The organism is Pseudomonas sp. TE24901 (assembly GCF_054058375.1).
The window spans coordinates 387,922-410,096 of record NZ_JBSSAF010000006.1 but is presented as its reverse complement, the minus strand read 5'-3'; the positions used below and the strand labels follow the sequence as shown (position 1 = coordinate 410,096).

The window sequence follows — 22,175 nt, the reverse complement described above, 5'->3', positions numbered from 1 at the left end:
AACGCAGGCTTGAATCCGTGGGTAACCCGGCAGGACGCCGGGTTAGCCGCCCCGCGCCATGGATGGCGCGTGGCGGCGGCCCACGGATTCAAGCCTGCGTTCGGGCACACCGAGCCTAAGCGAGGTGCCGAGTGTTGGGGCAAGAGCGTTTTGCTTACTTTTGCGCTTTTCAAAAGTGAGCCGCTGTAAGAGCGGAACCATAGGCGGCCATCACCCAAATAACGGATATGCCCCCAATCTACCGACCCACCGGAACCCGCAACAAACGCATCTGCTCCCGATAATCATCCGTCACCTGCCGCGCCTGCCCACTGTTGGTCACCACCCGAGGCGTAATCAACACAATCAACTCCGTGCGCGCCTTGGACTTGCTGGTACTCCCAAACAACCAGCGCAACCCCGGGATCTTCCCCAAATAGGGCACCGCACTCACCCCCTCGGCGTTGTCCTGCTTGATCAACCCCCCCAGCAACACCGTCTGCCCACTCTGCACCGCCACCTGGGTCGACACCGAGCGCGTCGAGATCCGCGGGTTCACCGGCGTATCGCTGTTAGCCGCCGTATCCTGCGCATCGCTGACCTGCTGCTGAATGTCCATGTACACCAACCCACCCGGGTTGATCCGTGGCACCACGTCCAGGATCACCCCCGTCTGCACATACTCCACACTGCTCAACGTGGTGTCCGACACACCGGTATTCACAGTGGTCTGGCTAATGGGAATGTTGTCCCCCACCTGGATCTGCGCCGGCTGGTTGTTCATCACCACCAGCGACGGCGCCGACAGCACCTGGGTGCGCCCGTTCTTTTCCAGGGCATGCAGCGCCACTTGCAGGTTGGAGCTGACAAACGAATAGAACAACGAGTCCGTCGCCCCCAACCCCGCCCCGCCACCGCCCAGTGCGCCCTGGCTGCCGGAGGCGTTGGCCACCGTGGTGCTGGCCGAATTACCCGCCAGGCGCCCCAGGTACCACTGCACGCCCAGGTCCAGTTCGCCGCTCAGTTTCACCTCCAGGATGCGCGTCTCGATCTGCACCTGCAGTGGCGGGTTGTCGAGCCGTTTGATTGCCGCTTCGATCTCCTTCCATTGCGCCGGGCGTGTGCGCACCAGCAGTTGATTGCTGCTCTGTTGTGCGGTGATCCGTGTGCCGGCTTCAAGGTCGCTGCTGGGGGCGACGGTCTTTTCTTCGGGCGCAGGTTCCGGCTCATCTGGCACTGGGGGTGTGTTCTGCAAGCCACCCATGCCGGGCGAGGCCAGGGTGGTGGTGCGCAACCCCGGCGCCACCTTGGCCGGCGTGTCGTCCTTGATCGCACCGGTGCCGTAGATCTGCCGCAGGTACTTGGCCAGGTCGGCGGCTTTCATGTTGCGCACGTCGTAGACATACATCTGCGGCTCGTTGCCGCCGCCTTCGTCGATGGTGCGAATCCAATCCCCCACTTCGCTCAGGTACTGCGGCTGGGACGAAATTGCTACCACCGAGTTAGTGCGTTCGATCGGCAGGAACCGCAACATGCCCGCCAGGGGCATGCCGCTGTCGGGGCCGAACAGGTGTTGCAGCTCAGGCATCAACTCGGCCACCGACGCGCGTTGCAGGCCAAACACGCCCACCGACATGCCTTTGAGCCAGTCCACGTCAAAGGTGTCGATGGTGTCCTGGTAGTTGGCCAGCTCATCCGGCGTACCGGCCAGGCTCAGCACATTGCGCGCCGGGTCCACCAGCAGGAATGCATTCTCGCGGGCGAAAGGCTTGAGCAGTTTTTGCATCTCGGTGGCTGAGATATAGCGCAGCGGGAACAACCGTGCCGAGAGCCCGCTGGGCGGCTGGGCCACGCGCATCTGCGGCACCAGTTTGCCGGCCACGGCCTCGTTGGCCGGCAGGATCACGTAGCGCGAACCCTGGCGGATCATGGCGTTGTCGGTCCAGGACAGCAGGGTCTCGAGGATCGACAGCGCCTGCTGCTTGCTCACCGGCTTGGAGGTGGAAAAACTCACGCTGCCCTTCACGCCCTGGGCGATGCTGTAGTTCTCGTGCAGCAGGTCGCCCATCACGCTGTTGATCACGGCTTCAATGGGCTGGTCGGCAAAGTTGAACACGATGTCGCCGCCCTCCTCCTGTGCGCTCGGTGCCGCACCGGGTGCACGCACGAACTGTTGGCTGCCGCGAATCAGTTGGCGCTGCGGTGGCGTTTTTATCGACGGCTGCGGGCTTTCGGCCGCCGACTGCTCGAGCGGCGGGCGTTGTGTGCCGGTGCCCTGCAGGGCCTCGTGCATCAGGTCCTCATCCGGATCGGCGCGGTCTGGAAAGGAGCCGCAGCCGCCCAAGGCAAGAGCGGTGGCCAGGCAAAACGTTGAGGTGCGCATATCAATCAAGGGAGAGGCTCGCGGGGCAAAGTCATCGGGGGGCGGCTGGACGGCGGTGGCAAACGCTTGGCGTAGAGGCTCAAGGTCTGGGTGCGGCCGTCCAGGCTGAATCGGGCGTATTGCGGGGTGAGGTGTTCCAGGCGCCAGCCGTTGGGCAGCGTCTGGCCCAGACGCACCGTGAGGGGCGCGCCACTGGCCGGTTTGAGCATCGCCATCTGCAGGTTGCCGGTGATCATGATTCCGCTGAGGGTGAGGTTGGCCAGGCTCGACACCTGGGCCTTGCCCACTACACGGTCGGGGCTGCGATCAGGGCTGAACAGCGGGGTTTGCCAAGTGGCGGCCAGGTCTTGCAGCGCGATACTCGGGGCTGTTTGCACACGGCTCGAAGGCTGGGCCGGGGCGCTGGGTTCCGGCAGCCACCGCGGCTCGTCGCCGATGCTGCTGAGGATTACCGCCATCAACACACCCAGCAACCCGGCCAGGCCGAGCAGGCCCCATTCCAGGGGCCGCAGTACGCTCGTCATGGCGTCACCCGCGCCGGTTGCAGGTAACCGCGCACCAGCAGGTGCACCACCAGTTGCCCCGCACCGCCACTGGCCGGGGCCTGCTGGCTGCGGCGGATACGCAACTCATCGACGAACAGAAACGGTGGCTGGTATTCGAGTTCATGCAACAGCGCCTCCAAGGGTTCGATGGCGCAGTTCAGCGTAAGGCTGACCTTGACCTGGCGGTACGGCTCGCCGTCATCCTGCTCCGGGGTGATGGGTTTGCGCTGGGTCAGGCGACAGCCGCCGCCGAGGTCGGCATAGCTGTTGATCAGGTCGGCGAGGCGTTGCATCAGGTCGGCGGCGACCACGTCGGGATCGTCCCCCGGCAACAGGCTGGTGCTGCTGGCCGGGTCCTCGCGCGCCTGCTGCAATTGCGCGCGCAGCGCATCGCCCTGGCGCAGCACGCCGGCATAGCGTTGCTGCTGCTCGCGCAGCTGATCGGCGCGCTCGCCCATCTCGCGCAATGGCCCGGCGAACCAACTGTCGATCAACAGCCAGTAGGCGGCGCCCACCACCAGCGCCAGAATCAGCAACGCCGAACCACGACGTTCACGGGGTGTGAGGGGTCGGCGCATCGGCCACCTCCTGGCGCAGGTGGGCGCGCAAGGCAAACTGGTCCTTGCCGGTGCGCGCATCCGGTTGAATAACCCCTTCAAACTGGGCGTTTTCCAGGCGATGGCAGCCTTTGATCCGGGTGATCAGGCCGCTGGCCTTGGCGCTTTGCCCAGAGAACGAGACTTCTCCGTCTTTCACGTCCAACTGGTCGATCCAGGTGTCGGCCGGCAAGCAAGTGGTCAGGTCATTGAGCAGCGCGGCCAGCGGGGGCTGCGTCAGTTTGCGGCGGGTGAGGTACTGCGCCGCGCCACGGGTGTTGAGCAGTTGCTGGCGCAGGGTGTGCACCTCGGCGACCTGGGCTTTCTGTTGCTGGACGCTGGCCTGCATGACGTCGAGCACGCGCTGGCGATCGTTGAGCCACAGCAGCATCGCCGCGATCAGCAAGGCCCCGCACAGCCACGGCAGGCTGCGCTGCAAGCCCTTGCCCGGTGGGTGCTGGCGCGGTCGCAACGGCGCGGGCAGCAAGTCGACACCGAGGTCGCCCACTTCCACGCGGTGGGGCTGCAGGCCAAGGGCAGTGCAGTCGGCAAGGATCTGGTCGAGGTGCTCGCGCAGGATCGCCACCAGCCGCACCTCCAGGTGGGCGGGTGCGCGGCGCAGCGGCTGCGCGACGAAGTACAGTTGGTCGGCGTTGAACGGGGTGTAGCGGTCCAGCTCATAGCCCACCACGGCGGTGAGGTTGCGCGCCGCCGCCAGGGGCAACTGCACGGTTTGCAGCAACACGGCGTCGGTGGCCAACACCAGCACCTGGCGCGTGTTGCCCGGCGCAACCGGTTCGCTCAACGGCCAGTGATGACGTTGCTCGGGCGGCTCGTGAAGGGCCAGCCAGCCCGGCACACAGCTGCGCAATTCAGCCAGCCAGAGGCGCCAGCCCTGTTGCAACAGGCTGCCGCGCCAATGTCGGGCGATGGGTTCCAGTCGATTCATTCTTGCCACCGCACTACCCGATAGGGTTGTGCGCTGTCCTCCGATGGGCTCAATAAAACGGTGGCTTGCACGCGCGCCTGATACCCGCCCGGGCGCTCGGCGCGGCTGTCGACCTGCAGCACCAGGCCAGGGTCGGCGCCCTCGGCTTTCTGTTGCGGCAGGTTGAGGGCCTTGCGCATCAGCGGGCTGGCAAAGGCCGCGTCGGGGCGATCCAGGTCGCTCCACAAGGTGATTTCAGGCAGCAGTTGGCTGTAGAGCGCTTGCGTCATGCCCGGCAGCTGGCGCACTTCTTCCAGTACGCGAAACGGCGCCAGGCCCCTGTTGCGGCGGGTTTCGAGGGCCTTGGCCAACGCGCTCGCCTGGGCCTGGCTGGCCCCGCACGCCAGGGCCAGGCGCATGAAGTCATCCGCCTCGGCGTTGACCAGGTACAACTTGCCGCGCTCGCTGCGCAGGCTGACGTGCAGGTGGGCGTCGTCGAACGTCAGGCCGATCTCACGGCCATCGGCCACCCGGCGCGGGTCAGTCATGGCCAGGGCGATGCCGGCTTCGGCGGCCAGGACGGTCTGGGTATGTTGACGAAACCACAGGGCCTGGCGGCTTTCCAGTTGCACCCAACCCACCAGCCCGCCCAGCAACACACTGAGCAACGCCAGCACCCACAGCACCAGCAGCAGGGCCGCACCGCGCTGACGCTTCATTCTCCCGTCGCCCCGCTGGCCAGGTCCAAGCGCAGGGCAATCACTTGGGTCACCCAGGGCACCGGCCCGTTGAGCTGGGCCGCGATGCGCACCGCGTAGGGCAAGCGCCTGGGCCACGGCCACGCATCGAGCCAGCCGGTGGCCTGGCCCAACGGGGAGACGCCGCGATAACTCATTTGCAGCCTGTCGAGGTCGTGCAGCAACACCTGGGGTTCGCGGCCAGGAAACGCCACCTGCAACGTCTGCTCGACCCGTTGCAGGGTGAAGCGCTGAATCCCGCCACCCAGTACCCCAGGCAAGGTCGAGACAAACTGCACATGCTCGGGCGCACCAACAAAAAAACCTTCCGTTACAGCCGCCTCGTCCACCCCACTCAACGGCAGCGCTTCGCCGATTGCCGTGCGCAGGAACTGCTGGGCGGCGCGCACTTCGTCCAGGCTCACCGTGTAACGCTGGGCCTTGGACACCGCACGATTAGCCCCCAGCAATGCCCCACCCACCAGCACCAGCAACACGGCGAGCAGACTGAGCACCACCAGGATCTCCAGCAGCGTGAAGCCTTGCTCGCAGCGCTTCACAGGCGCGCCTTCAGGGTGCTGAAACGGGCCTGGTGCGGGCCCTCACTGAGGCTCAGGTCGACGCGAAACACCTGGGGTTGCTGGCGGGTGCAGTTCAGTTGCCAGTGAATGCCATCCAGCTCACCCTGGCGCACGCCGACACTCAACGGCCCCGCCGCCTCCTGATCGAAAATCGACAGCGCGGCGTGCGTGAGCCGATCACTGTGGGCCACCTGGGAGAGCGAGCGCGCGCTCTGCCCGAACGCCACCAGCAACACGCTGCTGCACACCGCCATCAGCGTCAGTGCGGCGAGCATTTCCAGCAGGGTGAAACCGGCCTGGCGCTTCATGGCAGGGCCTTTGACTGCACGCTGCCGGTGAGCCAGCCGATGTCGATGCGCCAACGCCGGGTGCCGCTGGCCAGCAGGAGGTTGCCCCCGGTGGAGCTGCCGTCGGGGTAGAACTCGACAGCCGGCCCCACCTGCTCGGCCGTGTGCAAGGTCACCTGCAATGGCTCGGGCCATTGCTGCCGCGCACGTCCCGGTGCCTGGAACGTCCTGGCGGGCAGGTCAAACTCGGTGCGCGCCGCCTGGCCGCCGATAATTGCTCCGGCCCGGGTGGCACGCAACGCTTCCACCATCTGCCCGACGGCTCGGCGCTCCTTGGCGACCTGCAGCCCCTGGCGCACACCCAGGCCGAGCAAGCTGGCGGCGAGGCTGATCAACAGGATGACCACCAGCATCTCCAACAAGGTAAAGCCGCGCTGGGCCATGGCCCGGTTATTCCCAGTTGCCCAGGTCGGCGTCGTAGCCTTCGCCACCGGGTTGACCGTCGCGGCCGTAGAAGATCAGGTCGAAAGGCCCGTGTTCACCCGGGAAGCGATAGCCGAAGGCGTGCCCGAAGGGGTCCTTGAGGTCCGAAGGCTTGGCGTAGCCACCGGGCTTGTCCACCAGCTGTTGCAGGGTGCCGGGCGGCGAGCCGACGTCCAGCGCATAGCTGTCGATCTTCATGCTCAGGCTGGCGAGCTGGGCCTTGCCGGCACCGTACTTGCCCTTGTCCACATTGCCGCCGACCTGGCGCACCACAATGGTCGCGACGATGCCCAGCAGCACGATCACCGCGAGCATTTCGAGCAAGGTAAAACCGCCTTGGCGGCGTGAAGTCTTCATGGGGTCTGCTCCTTCATAAATGGCTGGTGAGGCTCATCAGCGGCAGCATGATCGCGAGCATGATCACCGCCACCAGCACGGCCATGACCACGGTCAGCGACGGCACCAGGGCAGCGAGCAGGCGGTCGATGCCGCGCTTGGCTTCGACGTCGAAAATGTCAGCGACCTTGAGCAGCATGCTGTCCAGTTCCCCGGCCTGTTCGCCGACGTCAATCATTTGCAGGGCGAGGTCGGGCAACAGGGGTTGAGTGCCAAAGGCCGCACCCAGGGTGCCACCGCCCTTGACCGACTCGGCCGCGACCGCGACTTGCGCCTGCAACGCACGGTTGCTGCAGACTTGCCGGGCAATCACCAGGGCTTGCAGCAACGCCACCCCGTTGCTCAGCAGGGTGCCGAGGGTGCGCGCCAACCGGGCGGCTTCGACCCGTTGCAACAGCGGGCCAATCAGGCGCACACCGAGCAGGCGCCGGTCGAACGCTTCCCGGTGCCGGGGATCGCGCAGGCGAGCGGCGAGCCCCCAGGCAATCACCAGCAACCCGGCCAGCACCGCCCAGCCATAGCGGCTGAGGAACTCGCCGAGCGCAAGGATCGCCTCGGTGATCAGGGGAATCGGCACGCCGAGGTCCTCGAAAATCGGCACGAACTGCGGCACCACATACGCCAGCAACAGCGCCAGGGACCCCAGCACGCCGACCACCAGAAAGGCCGGGTAGATCAGCGCATTGATGACCTCACCGCGCAGCAACTGGCTGCGTTCCAGGTAGTCGCTGAGCTGGCGCAAGGTGCCTTCCAGCGCACCACCGGCTTCACCGGCGCGCACCATGCTCACGTACAGCGGCGAGAAGCCGCCCTCCGCCTCCAGTGCCGCAGACAACGGCTGGCCGGCCTTGACCTGATCGCGGATGCGCTCGACCAATGCTCGCACTTGAGACTGGCCGGGTTGTTTGAGCAGCAGGCCCAGCGAGCGCTCAAGGGGCTGGCCGGCGCCCAGCAGCGTCGCCAATTGCTGGGTGAAACTCACCAGGGAGGCACCCTTCAACTGCCCGCGCGTGGCGTTCGACCTGAGGCCGCCCGCCGACTCGATCTGTAGCAACAGCAGGCCGCGTTTGTGCAAGAGGGCAACAGCGGCAGTCTGGTCCTTGGCTTCAAGCGTGCCGTTGTGAGCGGCCCCTTGGCTATCCAGGGCACGGAACTTGAACAGGCTCACGCGCCCTCTCCCCGGGTGACGCGCAACACTTCTTCCAGTGACGTGACGCCCGCCAGCGCCTGGCGCAAACCTTCTTCATGCAAGGTGCGCAAACCGGCGCGACGTGCAGCCTGCTCCAGGGTGGCGGCGTCGGCATGACGCATCAGCAGGCTGCGCAATTCGTCGTTCATCACCAACAATTCGGTGAGGGCGCTGCGGCCTTCATAACGGCCCCGGTAAAGCAGGATCGGGCGGGTGTCGGTCAGGCGGTCCAGGCCGTGTTCTGCGATCAGTTCCGGGGGCGCTTCGAACGCCGTGCGCGTGGCCGGGTCCAGGCGTCGCACCAGGCGCTGCGCGAGGATGCCGCTGACGGTCGATGCGATCAGGTAGCTTTCCACGCCCATGTCGAGCAGGCGGGTAATGCTGGCGGCGGCGCTGTTGGTGTGCAGGGTGGAGAGCACAAGGTGACCGGTGAGGGACGACTGGATGGCGATGCGGCAGGTTTCCAGGTCGCGGATTTCGCCGATCATGATCACGTCCGGGTCCTGGCGCACGATGGAGCGCAACGCCCCAGCGAAATCCAGGCCGATGGCGGGCTTGACCTGGATCTGGTTGATGCCTTCGAGCTGGTATTCCACCGGATCCTCCACGGTGATGATCTTGCGCTCGGCGGTGTTGAGCCGCGACAACGCGGTGTACAGCGTGGTGGTCTTGCCCGAGCCGGTGGGGCCGGTCACCAGCAGGATGCCGTGGGGCCGTTCCAGCAAGTCGAGGAAGGCCGCCAGGCGCTGGCCGTCGAAACCCAGGTGCTGGAAATCGAACTGCACGGTCTGGCGATCAAGCAGGCGCATCACCACCGACTCGCCAAAACTGGTGGGCACGGTGGACACCCGCAAGTCCAGCGCCTTGCCCTGGATGCGCAGCATGATGCGCCCGTCCTGGGGCAGCCGGCGTTCGGCAATGTCCAAGCGCGCCATGATCTTCACCCGCGAGATCACCGCCGCCGAAGAGCTGGCCGGTGGCGCCTCCGCCTCATGCAGCACGCCGTCGATGCGGTAGCGCACTTTGAGCTGGTTTTCGAAGGGTTCGATGTGGATGTCTGAGGCGCGTTGTTCCACGGCGCGCTGGAGGATCAGATTGACCAGGCGAATCACCGGGGCTTCGGAGGCCATGTCCTTGAGGTGTTCGATTTCTTCCAGCGCACCGCTGCGCTCATCGAGGTTCTCAATCAGGGTGCCCATGGCCGAACGGCCCTGGCCGTAATAGCGTTCGATCAGCGTGTCGACTTCGGTGCGCGGGCCGACGGCCAGCCACACCGGCACCTGGCAGGCGTAGGCCAACGCCTGGAAGGCATAGTGCTGGGCCGGGTGAGCGGCCAGTACGTGCAGGCCGGCTGCACTCCATCCCATGGGCACCACTTGATAGTGGCGCATGAAGCGTTCGGTGAGTGGGGGCAATGGGTCGAGCACCGGGGGCGCGGTATCCGCCAACAACAGCGGCGCGTCCAGCAGGTGGGCCCAGGCGCTGGCCAGCTCGATCTCGGACACCAGGCCCAGGCGTGTCAGCAGGCCCAGCAGGTCGCTGGCGTCTGTGGACAGGCGCTGGGCACGCTCCAGGTCGACGGTTTTCAACCCGGCGTGCTGCCTCAGCCACGCGCACACTTGATCGGTGTGCGGTATCTGCAGGTGGCAGGCATCGATAAGGGCTGACGACATAATGTTGGTTGTCTGGTTGCGAGAAAGTATGGCTATTTGGAACTACTGATAAGTGCCATTAGTTAGCCACGCCCGGAGACAAAGTTGGCCGGGTTAATCGACTGGAAGTTGCAACGCTAGTTCCTGAGATGGGGAAACAAACTGAAATGAATGGCCATCATCTGTCCCGGATTTCCCTGACAGCCCTGGCGCAGGCCTTGTGGTTGTTGGGCTTGGGCTGTGCTGCGGGAGACCTGACGCCTCAACTTTTCCTGACACACCGCGGCGCGGGGCAAGCCCGCTCACTACAGGTCGGGTTAGTTGATTAAGCGCTCTCGCGTTCTATCAAATGGCAGGCTAATAGATTCAAGCGCTTAACTTGGTCATCACAGGGCAAAACACCCAAACTTTCAAGTACGCGCGTGGCCGCTAATACGCCGATCTCCAGGGCTGGCGGTTTGATTGTGCTCAGGCTCGGCAGCAACATTTCGGCGAACGGGTAATCACCGAAACCCAGCACGGCGCAGTCGTGCGGGATCTTGAGCCCGGCACGCTGCCCGGCAAGCAAGCCACCTGCGGCGAGGTTGTCATTGGCGAAGAAGATCGCGTCAGGCGGGTTGGCGTGGCCCATCAGCACGTCCATTGCCTGCTTGCCCGCCTCGAAGGGCGCGCGATCGGCGTCCGGGGCGAACACCCAGGGCTGCATACCGAGTTCAACCAGGGTGGCGGTAAACCCATCGCGCCGCTCCAACGCGCTGAAGTCGCCCGCCGCACTGTTCTGGACAAACGCAATACGCCGGTAGCCCTTGCCGTGCAGGTAGCGCGCCGCCGTGACGCCCACCTCGTAATGGGAAAAACCGATCTGCAAGGGCTCGCGCTCGGGCACGTAGTCCCAGGTTTCGACCACCGGGATATCCGCGTCGGCGATCATTTTTTCGGTGCCCGCGCTGTGGAATCGGCTGGTGAGCACCAGCGCTGCGGGCGACCAGCCGAGGAAGGCACGCACCGCGCTTTCTTCCTGTTCGGCGCTGAAGTAGCTCGACGCCAACAGCAGTTGGTAACCGTGGCGGCTGAGGGTGTCGCTGAAGCCCTGGATGGTATTGGCAAAGATCGGCCCCGAGATGTTCGGGATCACCATCGCCACGATCCGCCCACGCGCCGACGCCAAGCCGCCCGCGACCAGGTTGGGCACATAGCCCAGCTCGGCCACCACCTCGGCAATCCGCTCACGCCGCTCGGGCGACACTTGCTCCGGCTGGTTGAAATAACGCGACACCGTGATCGCCGACACGCCCGCCTGACGCGCCACGGTGTTTAAGGTGACACGCCCGGCGCCACGGCGTTTGCGCGGTTTTTCTTCGCTCAAGGGACGATCCTGTTAAAAACCAAAAAGAATATAGGACTAATTTTTTAGTATTTGACGCTCTAAATCAGACCCACCACTATGCCGATGTTAGCGCTAACAAAGCGTTCTGTCTGCTACTCGCTCAAGCGAATGCCAAAGACACATTTACAGGCGTTGTCGTCGCAGAACGGCAACGGTTCAGGGCATTTTTTTTGAGCGGGCACACCATGCACAACTTCCAATACGCCAGAGCACACCTGCTGGTCCTGGCCGGGCTGACCGCCCTGCCCGTCTCCGGCGCCTTCGCGGCCGATGAGCCGGAGCCGACCCTCAAACCCGTGACGGTCACCGCCACCCGCCGTGAAGAGTCACTGCAAAAAGTGCCCGTGGCGGTTTCGGTACTCGACGGCGAACAGCTGGAGCGCGACAACCGCAACGGCGTGGCAAGCATCGCGCAGCAGGTGCCGTCGCTGAACTTTCGCACGGGGGCGTCCAACAAGGACACCTCGTTGTTCGTGCGCGGCGTGGGCACCATCTCCACCTCCCCTGGCGTTGAGCCGACCGTGGCCACGGTGATCGACGGCGTGGTCTACGCCCGCCCCGGCCAGGCGACGCTTGACCTGCTGGACCTGGATCGCATCGAAGTGCTGCGCGGCCCCCAAGGCACGCTGTTCGGCAAGAACGCCTCGGCCGGTGTGCTGAACATCACCAGCAAGGCCCCGACTGCCGAGACCCACGGCTACATCGACCAGTCCTACTACAGCGGCAATGAAAGCCGCACTCGGTTCGGCATCGGCGGCAGCCTGGTGCCGGACGTGCTCAAAGGCTCGATCAGCACGCTGTTCGGCAGCTACGACGGTAACGTGGATAACCATCACAACGGCCAGGAGGTCAACGGCTATAACCACAAGGGTATTCGCGGCAAGCTGGAGTTCACCCCCAACGACGACGTGAAACTGACCCTGATCGCCGACTACATGCAGTCCCACGACGACGCGCCGAATGGGGTGGTGAGCAAGTCCCTGTCACCTGCGTTTACCAACGCCTTGAGCCCGGTGCGCGCCACCGGTGACAACCGCGACATCAACACCGACACCCGCACTTACGTCGACGACACCAACAAGGGCGTGTCGGCGCAACTGGACTGGAACCTGGGTGACTACACCCTGACCTCGATCACCGCCTGGCGGGGTTGGGACAACACCCAGTACCAGGACGGCGACCGCCTCGGCACCGTGACCGCTGCGTTCCCCGGAACCGCCGACAAAGGCCAACTGGCCTTCAACCAATACTCCCAGGAGCTGCGCCTGGCCTCGCCCAAGGGTGAGTTCCTGGAATACGTCGGCGGCCTGTACTACATGCATGGCAAGGACGAAGAAACCTACCAACGCACACTCACCACCACCACACGCACCGACCGTGGCATCGCCGACTACAGCACCACCAACGACAGCTACGCGGTGTTCGGCGAGACCACGCTCAACTTCACCTCGCGCTTTCGCGGGATCGCCGGCCTGCGCTACACCCATGACGACCTCAAATACGATCACCGCCGCGTCTCAACCTCGGCCACCACGGTCAGCGGGATTCAACCGGCCACCTCCAGCTCGGGCTCGGTGGATGAAGACGGTTGGTCCGGCCGCCTCGGTGTGCAGTACGACCTCACCGACAGCATCACCAGCTACCTGACGTACTCGCGTGGCTACAAAGGCCCGGCGTACAACGTGTTCTTCAACATGCAGCCGCGTGACACCGACGCGCTCAAGCCGGAAACCTCCAACACCTGGGAGGCCGGGATCAAGGCCACCGCCTGGAACAACCGCCTGACCACCAACCTCGCGGTGTTCCACAGCGATTACGACAACTATCAAGCCAACTTTTTCGACACCGTCGCCGGCCAGGTGGTGACCCGCCTGATCAATGCCGGCAGCGTCAGCACCGAAGGTGTCGAGTTGGACTACGCGTTGCAAGCCACCCAACAACTCAAGCTGTCTGGCGCCCTGGCCTACACCCGTGCGCGCATCGACGAGTTCGCCTGCCCAGCGGGTGCCGCGGCCACCTGCAACGTGAACGGCAAGCCGCTGCCGTACAGCCCCGACTGGAAAAGCTACGTGCGCGCCGACTACACGATCCCGCTGGATAACGGCCTGGATATCGAACTGGGCACCGACTACAGCTGGCAGAGCGAAGTGCAGTACGACATCAGCCAGAACGTCGACACCAAGCAGGGCGCCTACGGCATCTGGAACGCCAGCGTGGCCCTGGCCGACTACAGCAACGGATGGCGTGTCGCGCTGCTGGCGAAGAACCTCGCCGACAAATCCTATTCCCCGCTGCTGGCCAGCGGCGGCAACTACATCTACCGCGCCGTGCCCCGTGACGATGAGCGTTACTTCGGCGTGCAACTGCGCAAGGATTTCTAAGCATGGGCCGTCAACTGAAACTCGGCGCTTTCCTCATGGCCACCGGGCACCACGTGGCCGCCTGGCGCCACCCCGACGTGCCGGCGAACGCCGGGCTGGATTTCAAGCACTACACGCACCTGGCGCGGGTGGCCGAAGCGGCCAGGTTCGATACGCTGTTCGTGGCCGACAGCATTGCGGCGGCCACCGGCGAAATCGCCAGCCATATGGCGCGCTCGGATCATTTTGAGCCGCTGACCTTGCTCTCGGCGCTCAGTGCGGTGACGGAGCACATCGGCCTGATCGCCACCGCCACCACCAGCTACAACGAGCCCTACCACGTGGCGCGTAAATTCGCCTCGCTGGATCACCTGTCCGGTGGGCGTGCGGGCTGGAATCTGGTGACCTCGGACAACGCCGCCGAGGCGCAGAATTTCGGCCGCGATGAACACCTGGGCCACGCCGAGCGCTACAGCCGCGCGCGGGAATTTCATCAGGTGGTGACCGGGCTGTGGGACAGCTGGGAAGACGACGCCTTTGTGCGCGACAAGACCAGCGGCACCTATTACGACCCGGCGAAACGGCATGTGCTGGAGCATGTTGGCGAACATTTTCGCGTCAAGGGCCCGCTTAACGTGGCGCGCTCGCCCCAGGGCCAGCCGGTGATCGTGCAGGCGGGCTCGTCCGAGGCGGGCCGCGAACTGGCCGCGCAGACGGCCGAGGTGGTGTTTACCGCACAGACGTCGCTGGCGAATGCCCAGGCGTTTTATGCGGACCTCAAGGGTCGCCTCCAGCGATACGCACGTGAACCCGATTCGCTGAAAATCATGCCCGGCGTGTTTGTGGTGGTCGGGCCGACCGAGGCCGAGGCACAGGCCAAGTTCGAAGCGTTCCAGGACCTGGTCGAGCCCGAGGTGGGTGTCGCCTTGTTGGGGCGCATGCTGGGTAACTTCGACCTGTCGGGCTACCCGCTGGACGGGCCATTGCCGGAGCTGCCCTTGACCGACAGCGGGCAGCGCAGCCGCCAGCAGTTGCTCAGTGACCTGGCCAACCGCGAGCAGCTGACGCTGGCGCAGTTGGGGCGGCGAATTGCCGGTGGTCGCGGGCACTACAGCCTGATCGGCACGCCTGCGCAGATCGCCGACGAGCTGCAACACTGGTTCGAACAGGGCGCCGCCGATGGTTTCAATATCCTGGTACCGCACCTGCCCGGTGGGCTGGAGGACTTCGCCCAGTGGGTAGTGCCCGAACTGCAACGGCGCGGGCTGTTCCGCACTGAATACAGCGGCACGACCTTGCGTGAAAACCTCGGTTTGGCGCGCCCCGAAAACCGCTTCAAAAAGGACGATGCATGAAAATTCCGGCGCTGTTACTCGCCCTGTTGGCCGTTACGCACACCGCACTGGCGGCCGACCCCGCCACCCTGCGCATCGGCTACCAGAAAGGCTCTATCGCCCTGGTGCTGGCCAAGGAACACGGGCTGCTGGAAAAGCGCTTCCCCCATACGCAGGTCAAATGGGTCGAGTTCCCCGCCGGCCCGCAGATGCTGGAAGCACTCAATGTCGGCGCGCTGGACGTGGGTTCCACCGGGGATATCCCGCCCTTGTTCGCCCAGGCCGCAGGCGCCGACCTGGTCTACATCGGCGCCGAGCCGCCCAAGCCCAGCGCGGAAACCATCCTGGTGCGCAACGACAGCCCGCTGCATTCGGTGGCCGACTTGAAGGGCAAGAAGGTTGCGTTCCAGAAAGGCTCCAGCTCCCACAACCTGATCCTGCGCGCCCTGAACAAAGCCGGGCTGAGCTACAAGGATATTCAGCCGGTGTACCTGCCACCTGCCGATGCGCGCGCGGCGTTCGAGCAAGGCAGCGTGGATGCCTGGGCGATCTGGGAGCCCTACTCGTCCCTGGCGTTGAGCCAGAGCCCCAGCCACGTGTTGGCCAATGGCGAAGGGTTAGGGTTGTCGGGCCCGGTGTACACCGCGCGGCGCGACTATGCGCAGGCCAACGGCGCGTTTGTACAGGACCTGCTCAGTGAACTGACGGCGGCTGAAGCGCTGACGCGCAGCAGCCGCGAGGACAGCTTGAGCGTGCTGACCCGCTTTATGGGGCTGCCTGCCGAGGTGGTTGCGCGGTACATGGATAACCGCCCGCCGTCGCCGATCTTGCCGATTGACGAGAAGATCATCCAGGCGCAGCAGGCGACGGCGGATTTGTTTTACCAGAACCGCTTGCTGCCCAAAGCCATTGACGTCAGCAAGGCCGTATGGAGATCTGAATCCCACTGAGCTCCCACTTTTGAACCGAGTCAGACGTGATTACGGGTGCTTTTCTCGACAATGCACATGGGGGTGCCAGACACCGGCTCATTGATGACCTGCACCTGCACATCAAACACCTGGCGCATCAACTCGGCACTGATCACTGCCCCCGGCGCACCGTGCGCCACCAACTTGCCGCTGCGCATCACCGCCAAGTGATCGGCATAACGGCAGGCCTGGTTGATGTCGTGCAACACCGTGATCACCGTCTTGCCCTCGGCGGCCAACTCCCCCATCAAGTCCAACAGCTCTACCTGATGACTGATATCGAGGTAGGTGGTGGGTTCATCCAGCAACACCACCGGCGCGTTCTGCGCCAGCACCATGGCCAACCAGGCACGTTGGCGCTGGCCACCGGAGAGGTCCGCCAGCGCGCGGTCGGCCAAAACCTCCAGTTCCAGGCGCTGCATGGCGCGCGAAACATGGGATTGATCGCTACCGCTCAAACGCCCCCACAATGAGTTATGCGGGCTGCGGCCGTAGGCGACCAGCTGGCGCACGCTGACCCCTTCGGGCACCGGCAGCACTTGCGGCAAAAAGGCGATCTGCTGCGCCAACTGACGGGAGGACAGGCTGGCGTAGGCCTGGCCGTCCAGGCTCAGTTCGCCCGCGCTCGGCTTGAGGATGTGTGCGAACGTCTTGAGCAAAGTGGACTTGCCACAGCCATTGGGGCCGATCAGCGCGGTGACTTTTCCGGCCGGCGGCGTGAACGACAGACCTTGCACAATGCGGGTGTCGCCGTAGCCGATATCGAGCTGTCGTGCTTGAAGAATACTCATGGGATCAGCCCTTGAACCGTGCCAGCAACCAAAGAAAATACGGCGCGCCAATCACCGCCGTGAGCACCCCGGCGGGGATTTCACTGGGCGCGATCAACGTGCGCCCCAGCGTGTCGGCCAACACCAGCAGCAGCGCGCCGATCAGCATCGCGGCGGGCAACAGCCATTGGTGATGCCCGCCCACCAGGCGCCGCGCCATATGCGGCGCGACCAGGCCGATAAAGCCGATCGGCCCGATCACGCCGACGCCGAGGCTGGTAAGCAACACCGCGCAGGCCATCGCCAGCCAGCGCGTACGGCGCAATGCCGTGCCCAGACTGTGGGCCGCTTCATCGCCCAGGGCGATCAGGTTCAGCGGCTTGGCCAGGCACAGGCCCAACGGGATCAGCAGCAGGAACGGCAGTACCAGCGCCACATGGTGCCAGTTGCGGCTCCACAGGCTGCCGGTGAGTGCGAGCAAGGCGGTGTTGATGTCCAGCGGATGGGACAGGATCAGAAACTCGGTGACGCTGGACAAGGTCACCGCAATCGCCACCCCGGACAGCGCAAAACGCACGCCGGAAAAACTCACGCCGGTGTTGTACAGCGCCAACAGCAACGCGCCACCGGCACCGCCCAGGCATGCCACCAGCGGCAGCCAGGCAATTGGCAAATGCGGCCAACTGATGATCGCCACGGTCAGCGCGAGCCCTGCACCCTGGGTCACGCCGAGGATTTCCGGCGAGGCCAGCGGGTTGCGGATCACGCCCTGCACAATCGCCCCGGCCAGGCCGAAGGCGGCACCGGCGAGGATCGCAATGAGGCTGCGCGGCAGGCGGTGGTTCCACACCTCGAAGTCGAGGGCATCGTGGGCCAGCAGGCGCTCCAGCACGGTGGCGGGCTTGAGCCACAAGGTGCCGGCGCTGAGGCTGATAAAGGTCGCCAGCAACAACAAGGCGAGCAGCACCCACAGGCGCAATCGTGGGCGGCTCATAGGGCGCGCCTGGCAAGAAACAGGAAGAACGGTGCACCGATCAACGCAGTGACCACGCCGGCCGGGGTCTCCACCGGGAACGCCACCGCGCGGCTGAGCAGGTCGGCGCCCAGTACGATCACCGCACCCAAGGCGGCACTCAGGGGGATCAGCCAGCGGTAGTCGTTGCCCAGGAACTGGCGAAGGATGTTCGGCGCAATCAACCCGACAAAGCCGATAGGCCCCACCGCGCAGACACTCGCGCCCACCAGCAACAGGCTGGCGACAAACACCTGCAGGCGCAGGCTGGTGATGCCGACGCCCAGGGAGCGGGCGGCGTCTTCGCCGAGGTTGATCAGGTTCAAGCGCGGCGCGCACCACAGCGCCCACAGGCCGCCGATCAGGGTGCACGGCCACAGCAGTTGCGCCTGTGCGGCGCCCACATTGGCCAAGGAACCGGCCAGCCAGTTGAGCACGCTTTGCGCCTGGGCCTCGACCAGGATCACCGTGAGGCGGGTCAATGCCGCGCACAACGCGGCGACGGCGACGCCGGCCAATACCAGTCGCCCTTGCGCCGTGGCCGGCGACCACGCGCCGCCCAGGCTGAACACGGTGATCCAGGCCAGCGCCCCGCCCACGCAGGTCATCAACAGCGCGCCACCGGCAAACGGCAACGCCACCAGCCCGGTGGAAAACAACGCCAAGCCGAGCGCCGCGCCGGCCGTCACGCCAAACAACGATGGCGAGGCCAGGCGGTTGCGGGTAATGCCTTGCATCAAGGCGCCGGCCAGGCCCAGGCAGGCGCCGACCAACGCTGCGCACACCGCGCGCGGCACGCGCAGCTGGGCAACGATGTAGGCCATGTTGCCGCCCACGCTGCCCTGGTGCACCAGGCCATTCCAGGCATCTGCCGGGGTGATCACGAACGGCGACCAGCTGTACAGCGAGTACCAGAACAACAGGGCCCCCAGCAGCCCAATGCCGAGGGCGGCGAGACTGCGCTGCACGGCTATTGGCTCAGTACGGCGTTGCCGCCCTTGAGAATCGCCAGCGCATCTTCAGCGATCTGCTCCGAGGCCAGCACACCACGGTTGCGCGCCCAGCTGTCGCCGTCCACTTCGGCTACGTGCTTGTTGCGAACCGCGCCGAGCACTTGCCACAACGGCTGTTTGCTCCAGGTATCAACGATGCTGGGACGGCGGTAATGGCCGACCAGCAGCCAGCCCGGGTCCAGTGCAAGCAGTTGTTCCAGGCTGACAAACTCGGTGGGCGCGGCGTTGGCACGGACCGACGGCACTTTCAGGCCGATGGCTTGCAGCACGCTGCCGGCGTAGGAGTCCGGGCCGTGCACGGAGAAGCTGTCTTCACGGGCAACGCCGAACAACACGCTGGCGCCGGCGGGAATCTGCTGGGCGACTGCCTTGAGGTGTGCACGGTTCTGCTGGATTCGCGCTTCCATCTGCGGGCGCTTGCCCAGGGCCTTGCCGATCAGTTCGGCGGACTTGAGGCTGCCCTCGTAATCTTCCCCGCGTGACGGCAGCAACAGGGTGGGCGCGATGCTCGACAGGTCGCTGTACAACGCCTGGTGGCGGTTGAGGTCGGCGACGATCAGGTCCGGCTTGAGCCGGGCAATTTCCTCGATGCTCGGTTGCGAGCGCAAGCCCACGGACTTCCATTGGCCGATGGCCTGGCGCACACGGGGCAGCACCCGGTTGGCATCGCCATCATCGGCGGCGCCTACCGGAGTCACGTCAACGGCGGCGAGGCTGTCGAGAAAGGAGAACTCCAGCACCACCACACGCTTGGGAGCATCGGGCAGATGCACGGTGTGCTGGCCGTCATTGAGGTCGATGGGGGCAGCGCTGAGTACGCTGGAAGACAACGCCAGGAGGCAGGCGGCAAGGGTCGGAATGGAGCGCAACAGTCGCATGGCAAGTACCTCGGCGTTAAAACACCCCGGCTAGACGGGCCGGGGAAAACGGCGGGTACTATTCCATATCGTGGCGGCGCAATCAAAAAACATTCTCATTAAAGTCATGAAATTCACCTTGGCACCATCGATCAACTGTGGGAGCGGGCTTGCTCGCGAAAGCGGTGTGTCAGTCACACAAAGAGTTGTCTGAACTACCGCCTTCGCGAGCAAGCCCGCTCCCACATTTTGTCCTGCGGTTAGAAGTCGACCGTGGCGGAAAGCAGGTAGGTGCGTGGGGTGGACAAGGTGAGCCCCGGTTCGCTGTCATCCGAGGCACCGGCCGAACTCCAATAGCGTTTATCGGCGACGTTCTCCACGTTCGCGCGCAGGGTCACGTGTTTGTCGTCGACGTTGAAGGCGTAGCGCGCGCCCACGTCGAGGCGGTTCCAGGCGTCGATTTCCTTGACGTTGGACTGGTCCAGGTATTGTGAACTGGAGTAGATGCCACGGCTGGTCAGGGTCAGGCCTTGCAGGCCCGGTACATCCCACTCCGCGCCGAGGTTGACGTTGTATTTGGGCGTGGCCGGGGCGCGATTGTCGTCCCAGGTGCCGTTGGTGGTGTCCTTGAGTTTGCTGTCGATGTACATCACACCGCCCAGCAAGCGCACGCCCTTGAGCGGCTCGCCGAACACGCTCAGTTCCGCCCCGGTGTTCTGGCGCTTGCCATTCGGGCCAAACACCCGCGAGGTGGCGTTGGTTTCATAGGCCGGCTGCTTGATGCGGAATACGGCGGCGGTCACGGCGAACGTGCCGGCGTCGTACTTGGCGCCCACCTCCACTTGGCGGCTGATAAACGGCGGGAAGATCTGGTCTTCGTTGATCGAGGTGGACGGCGCGATCTTGCCCTGGCTCAAGCCTTCCATGTAGTTGGCGTACAGCGACAGCTTATCGGAGGCCTTGAACAGCAGCCCGCCCGACGGTGAGACTTTTTCTTCGTCGTAGGCGGTGTCGCCCTTGATGCCATCGCTCCAGTCATCCACCTTGACCCGCTGCCAGCGGGCACCAAGGGTCAACAGCAGACGGTCATCGAAAAAGCCCAGGGTGTCGGACAAGGCCACGCCACTGAATTTGTTCTCGGTGTAGACCTTGGCGTCCTGACGCGTCGCCGTGGACGGTGTCGGGGTTTGCACGGGGTTGTAGAGGTTGCTCGGCGCGGCGGCATAACGTGCACCACCGTTGGTGAAATCCATGTCGAAGTAGCTGGCGGCCAGGTTGACCTCGTGGCTGACCGGCCCGGTGTGGAACCAGTTACGCACGCCAGCCGTGTAGGTGCGTACGTTTTCATCACGGGTGAAGTCGCGCGGCAGCACGCTGAAATCGCCGGCCGCATTGGTGACGGAGACCGCATGGCGCAGGAAGTCGTGGTTGCTTTTGCGTAAGCCGACACCGCCGTACAGCATCACGTCATCGCTCACATCATATTCAGCGTTGAACGTACCAAAGGTGTCCTTGGTGCGCGCCTTGCTCCAGGCTTGCGCATAGTTGCGGCGCACGTCGTTGGCGCTGGGCACCGGAGCGGCAGCCGCGACCTGGACACGCTCCTGGGGGGCGTCGGTGTTGCGTTCGGTGTGACCGATATCGGTGGAAAGGCGCAGGCGCTCGCCACGGAAATCCAGGCCCAATACGGCCATTTCGCGGTCGACGCTCTGGTGGTCCCAGTCGGTATCGCCAGCCTGTTTCACGCCGTTGAAGCGAATACCGAACTTATTGTCTTCACCAAAGCGCCGGCCCACGTCCACCGCCCCACCCGCCTGGCTTTCGGAGGCCCAGGTGCCGGTGAACGAGTTGATGTCTTTGTCGGTGGCACGCTTGGGCACCACGTTGATCCCGCCGCCCACGCTGCCCCGTGGCGAGATGCCGTTGATCAACTGGCTGGGGCCTTTGAGGATGTCGACGCGGTCGGCCATTTCCATGTCGATGGTGTAGGTGGGCAGCACGCCGTAGAGACCGTTGTAGGCCACGTCACTGTTGAATAGGCTGAAGCCGCGAATGGTGAACTGCTCGTAACGCCCACCGGCCGGGTTGGTGGCGCGCACCGACGGGTCGGCGGCGATCAGGTCGCCCAGGGTGCGGGCCTGCTGGTTCTTCACCGCCTCGGCGGTGTAGGTGGTGATGCTGAACGGGGTCTCCATGAAGTCCCGCGTACCGAGCATGCCCTGCGCAGTGCGGCGCGCCACCTGGCCGCCGGCGTAGGTGTCGCCGTCGTACAGGCCGGTGGTGCCGAGGATCGCAGTCGGCGCCAGTTCCAACGTACTGCCGTCCGGTATCGGCACCAGCATGTAGGCCTGTTCACCCATCGGCTGCAGTTGCAGGCCGGAGCCTTGCAGCAAGCGGGCAAAGCCCTCCTCCACACCGAACTCGCCCGACAGCCCGCCGCTGGTGCGCCCGCTGACCAATGCAGGGTCTACCGACAGGTTGACCCCCGCCAAACCGGCAAAACGGGTGAGCGCCGCGCTCAGGCTGCCGGCCGGCACCTGGTAGCTGCGGCGGGTGGTGGTGTCTTCGGCATAGCTGACGGCGGCGAAGAACGGGCTGGCGCTGAGGCTCAGCAGCAGGCTCAACTTGAGCAAGGGACGGACAACGGGCATTGGAGGAAGCTCTCGATTTTGTTCACTTACCTGGAATGACCGGTGACGGCAAAAAAAGGGACAG

Annotated in this window: 20 protein-coding genes and 1 pseudogene; 4 read left to right on the top strand and 17 right to left on the bottom strand. The window is 64.8% G+C overall.

Features of this window, described 5'->3' with window-relative positions; genetic code table 11:
• Positions 1–189, top strand: a pseudogene (locus ACVWVP_RS15190) (hypothetical protein); the annotation flags it as partial.
• Positions 190–238: 49 nt separating this feature from the next.
• Here ACVWVP_RS15190 and gspD read toward each other — a convergent pair.
• From gspD to ACVWVP_RS15130, 12 genes are all read right to left on the bottom strand, one after another.
• A complete protein-coding gene (gene gspD, locus ACVWVP_RS15185) occupies positions 239–2,362 on the bottom strand; it encodes a type II secretion system secretin GspD (protein ID WP_457406916.1) in 2,124 nt (707 codons plus the stop codon).
• 5 nt (positions 2,363–2,367) lie between these two features.
• Complete coding sequence (locus tag ACVWVP_RS15180; protein WP_457406914.1) at positions 2,368–2,886, bottom strand: hypothetical protein; 519 nt, start codon at positions 2,884–2,886, stop codon at positions 2,368–2,370.
• Positions 2,883–3,485, bottom strand: a complete 603-nt coding sequence (gspM, locus tag ACVWVP_RS15175) for a type II secretion system protein GspM (protein WP_178925261.1) — start codon at positions 3,483–3,485, stop codon at positions 2,883–2,885. Before gspM ends, ACVWVP_RS15180 begins: the two co-directional genes overlap by 4 nt.
• On the bottom strand, positions 3,460–4,452 hold the full coding sequence (locus ACVWVP_RS15170; protein ID WP_457406912.1) for a type II secretion system protein GspL: 993 nt from the start codon (positions 4,450–4,452) through the stop codon (positions 3,460–3,462). The genes gspM and ACVWVP_RS15170 overlap by 26 nt, the downstream gene beginning before the upstream one ends.
• Complete coding sequence (locus ACVWVP_RS15165; protein ID WP_457406909.1) at positions 4,449–5,150, bottom strand: type II secretion system minor pseudopilin GspK; 702 nt, start codon at positions 5,148–5,150, stop codon at positions 4,449–4,451. The genes ACVWVP_RS15170 and ACVWVP_RS15165 overlap by 4 nt, the downstream gene beginning before the upstream one ends.
• Positions 5,147–5,728, bottom strand: a complete 582-nt coding sequence (locus ACVWVP_RS15160; protein WP_178925255.1) for a prepilin-type N-terminal cleavage/methylation domain-containing protein — start codon at positions 5,726–5,728, stop codon at positions 5,147–5,149. The genes ACVWVP_RS15165 and ACVWVP_RS15160 overlap by 4 nt, the downstream gene beginning before the upstream one ends.
• Positions 5,725–6,057, bottom strand: a complete 333-nt coding sequence (locus ACVWVP_RS15155; RefSeq protein ID WP_178925253.1) for a type II secretion system protein — start codon at positions 6,055–6,057, stop codon at positions 5,725–5,727. The genes ACVWVP_RS15160 and ACVWVP_RS15155 overlap by 4 nt, the downstream gene beginning before the upstream one ends.
• Positions 6,054–6,479, bottom strand: coding sequence for a GspH/FimT family pseudopilin (locus tag ACVWVP_RS15150; protein ID WP_178925251.1), 426 nt, complete (start codon positions 6,477–6,479; stop codon positions 6,054–6,056). The genes ACVWVP_RS15155 and ACVWVP_RS15150 overlap by 4 nt, the downstream gene beginning before the upstream one ends.
• 7 nt (positions 6,480–6,486) lie before the next feature.
• The gene (gene gspG / locus ACVWVP_RS15145; protein WP_178925249.1) at positions 6,487–6,876 is read right to left on the bottom strand and encodes a type II secretion system major pseudopilin GspG; all 390 of its coding nucleotides are present in this window, start codon (positions 6,874–6,876) and stop codon (positions 6,487–6,489) included.
• 13 nt (positions 6,877–6,889) lie between these two features.
• On the bottom strand, positions 6,890–8,083 hold the full coding sequence (gene gspF / locus ACVWVP_RS15140; protein ID WP_457406906.1) for a type II secretion system inner membrane protein GspF: 1,194 nt from the start codon (positions 8,081–8,083) through the stop codon (positions 6,890–6,892).
• Entirely contained in the window at positions 8,080–9,777 is a 1,698-nt protein-coding gene (gene gspE, locus ACVWVP_RS15135) for a type II secretion system ATPase GspE (protein WP_457406903.1), read from the bottom strand. Before gspE ends, gspF begins: the two co-directional genes overlap by 4 nt.
• Before the next feature lie 304 nt (positions 9,778–10,081).
• A complete protein-coding gene (locus ACVWVP_RS15130; RefSeq protein ID WP_178925243.1) occupies positions 10,082–11,122 on the bottom strand; it encodes a LacI family DNA-binding transcriptional regulator in 1,041 nt (346 codons plus the stop codon).
• 206 nt (positions 11,123–11,328) lie between these two features.
• Between ACVWVP_RS15130 and ACVWVP_RS15125 the strand changes: the two genes are divergently transcribed.
• From ACVWVP_RS15125 to ACVWVP_RS15115, 3 genes are read left to right on the top strand one after another with little or no spacing between them, the layout of a single operon-like run.
• Positions 11,329–13,524 carry a TonB-dependent receptor gene (locus tag ACVWVP_RS15125; RefSeq protein WP_457406900.1) on the top strand — a complete coding sequence of 732 codons (2,196 nt, stop codon included), beginning with the start codon at positions 11,329–11,331 and terminating at the stop codon, positions 13,522–13,524.
• A gap of 2 nt (positions 13,525–13,526) precedes the next feature.
• Positions 13,527–14,858, top strand: a complete 1,332-nt coding sequence (locus ACVWVP_RS15120; protein WP_457406897.1) for an LLM class flavin-dependent oxidoreductase — start codon at positions 13,527–13,529, stop codon at positions 14,856–14,858.
• Positions 14,855–15,787 carry an aliphatic sulfonate ABC transporter substrate-binding protein gene (locus tag ACVWVP_RS15115; protein WP_457406894.1) on the top strand — a complete coding sequence of 311 codons (933 nt, stop codon included), beginning with the start codon at positions 14,855–14,857 and terminating at the stop codon, positions 15,785–15,787. The genes ACVWVP_RS15120 and ACVWVP_RS15115 overlap by 4 nt, the downstream gene beginning before the upstream one ends.
• Positions 15,788–15,807: 20 nt before the next feature.
• Here ACVWVP_RS15115 and fecE read toward each other — a convergent pair whose 3' ends face one another.
• The 5 genes from fecE to ACVWVP_RS15090 form a co-directional block, all read right to left on the bottom strand.
• Complete coding sequence (fecE, locus tag ACVWVP_RS15110) at positions 15,808–16,599, bottom strand: Fe(3+) dicitrate ABC transporter ATP-binding protein FecE (RefSeq protein WP_457406891.1); 792 nt, start codon at positions 16,597–16,599, stop codon at positions 15,808–15,810.
• A 4-nt stretch (positions 16,600–16,603) separates the two neighbouring features.
• Positions 16,604–17,572: an iron chelate uptake ABC transporter family permease subunit gene (locus ACVWVP_RS15105; protein ID WP_457406889.1), complete on the bottom strand. Its 969-nt coding sequence runs from the start codon at positions 17,570–17,572 to the stop codon at positions 16,604–16,606.
• On the bottom strand, positions 17,569–18,558 hold the full coding sequence (gene fecC, locus ACVWVP_RS15100; protein ID WP_457406887.1) for an iron-dicitrate ABC transporter permease FecC: 990 nt from the start codon (positions 18,556–18,558) through the stop codon (positions 17,569–17,571). The genes ACVWVP_RS15105 and fecC overlap by 4 nt, the downstream gene beginning before the upstream one ends.
• Before the next feature lie 2 nt (positions 18,559–18,560).
• Positions 18,561–19,481: a Fe(3+) dicitrate ABC transporter substrate-binding protein gene (locus tag ACVWVP_RS15095; protein ID WP_457406885.1), complete on the bottom strand. Its 921-nt coding sequence runs from the start codon at positions 19,479–19,481 to the stop codon at positions 18,561–18,563.
• 239 nt (positions 19,482–19,720) lie between these two features.
• Complete coding sequence (locus ACVWVP_RS15090; RefSeq protein WP_457406883.1) at positions 19,721–22,111, bottom strand: TonB-dependent siderophore receptor; 2,391 nt, start codon at positions 22,109–22,111, stop codon at positions 19,721–19,723.
• Positions 22,112–22,175: the final 64 nt, after the last annotated feature.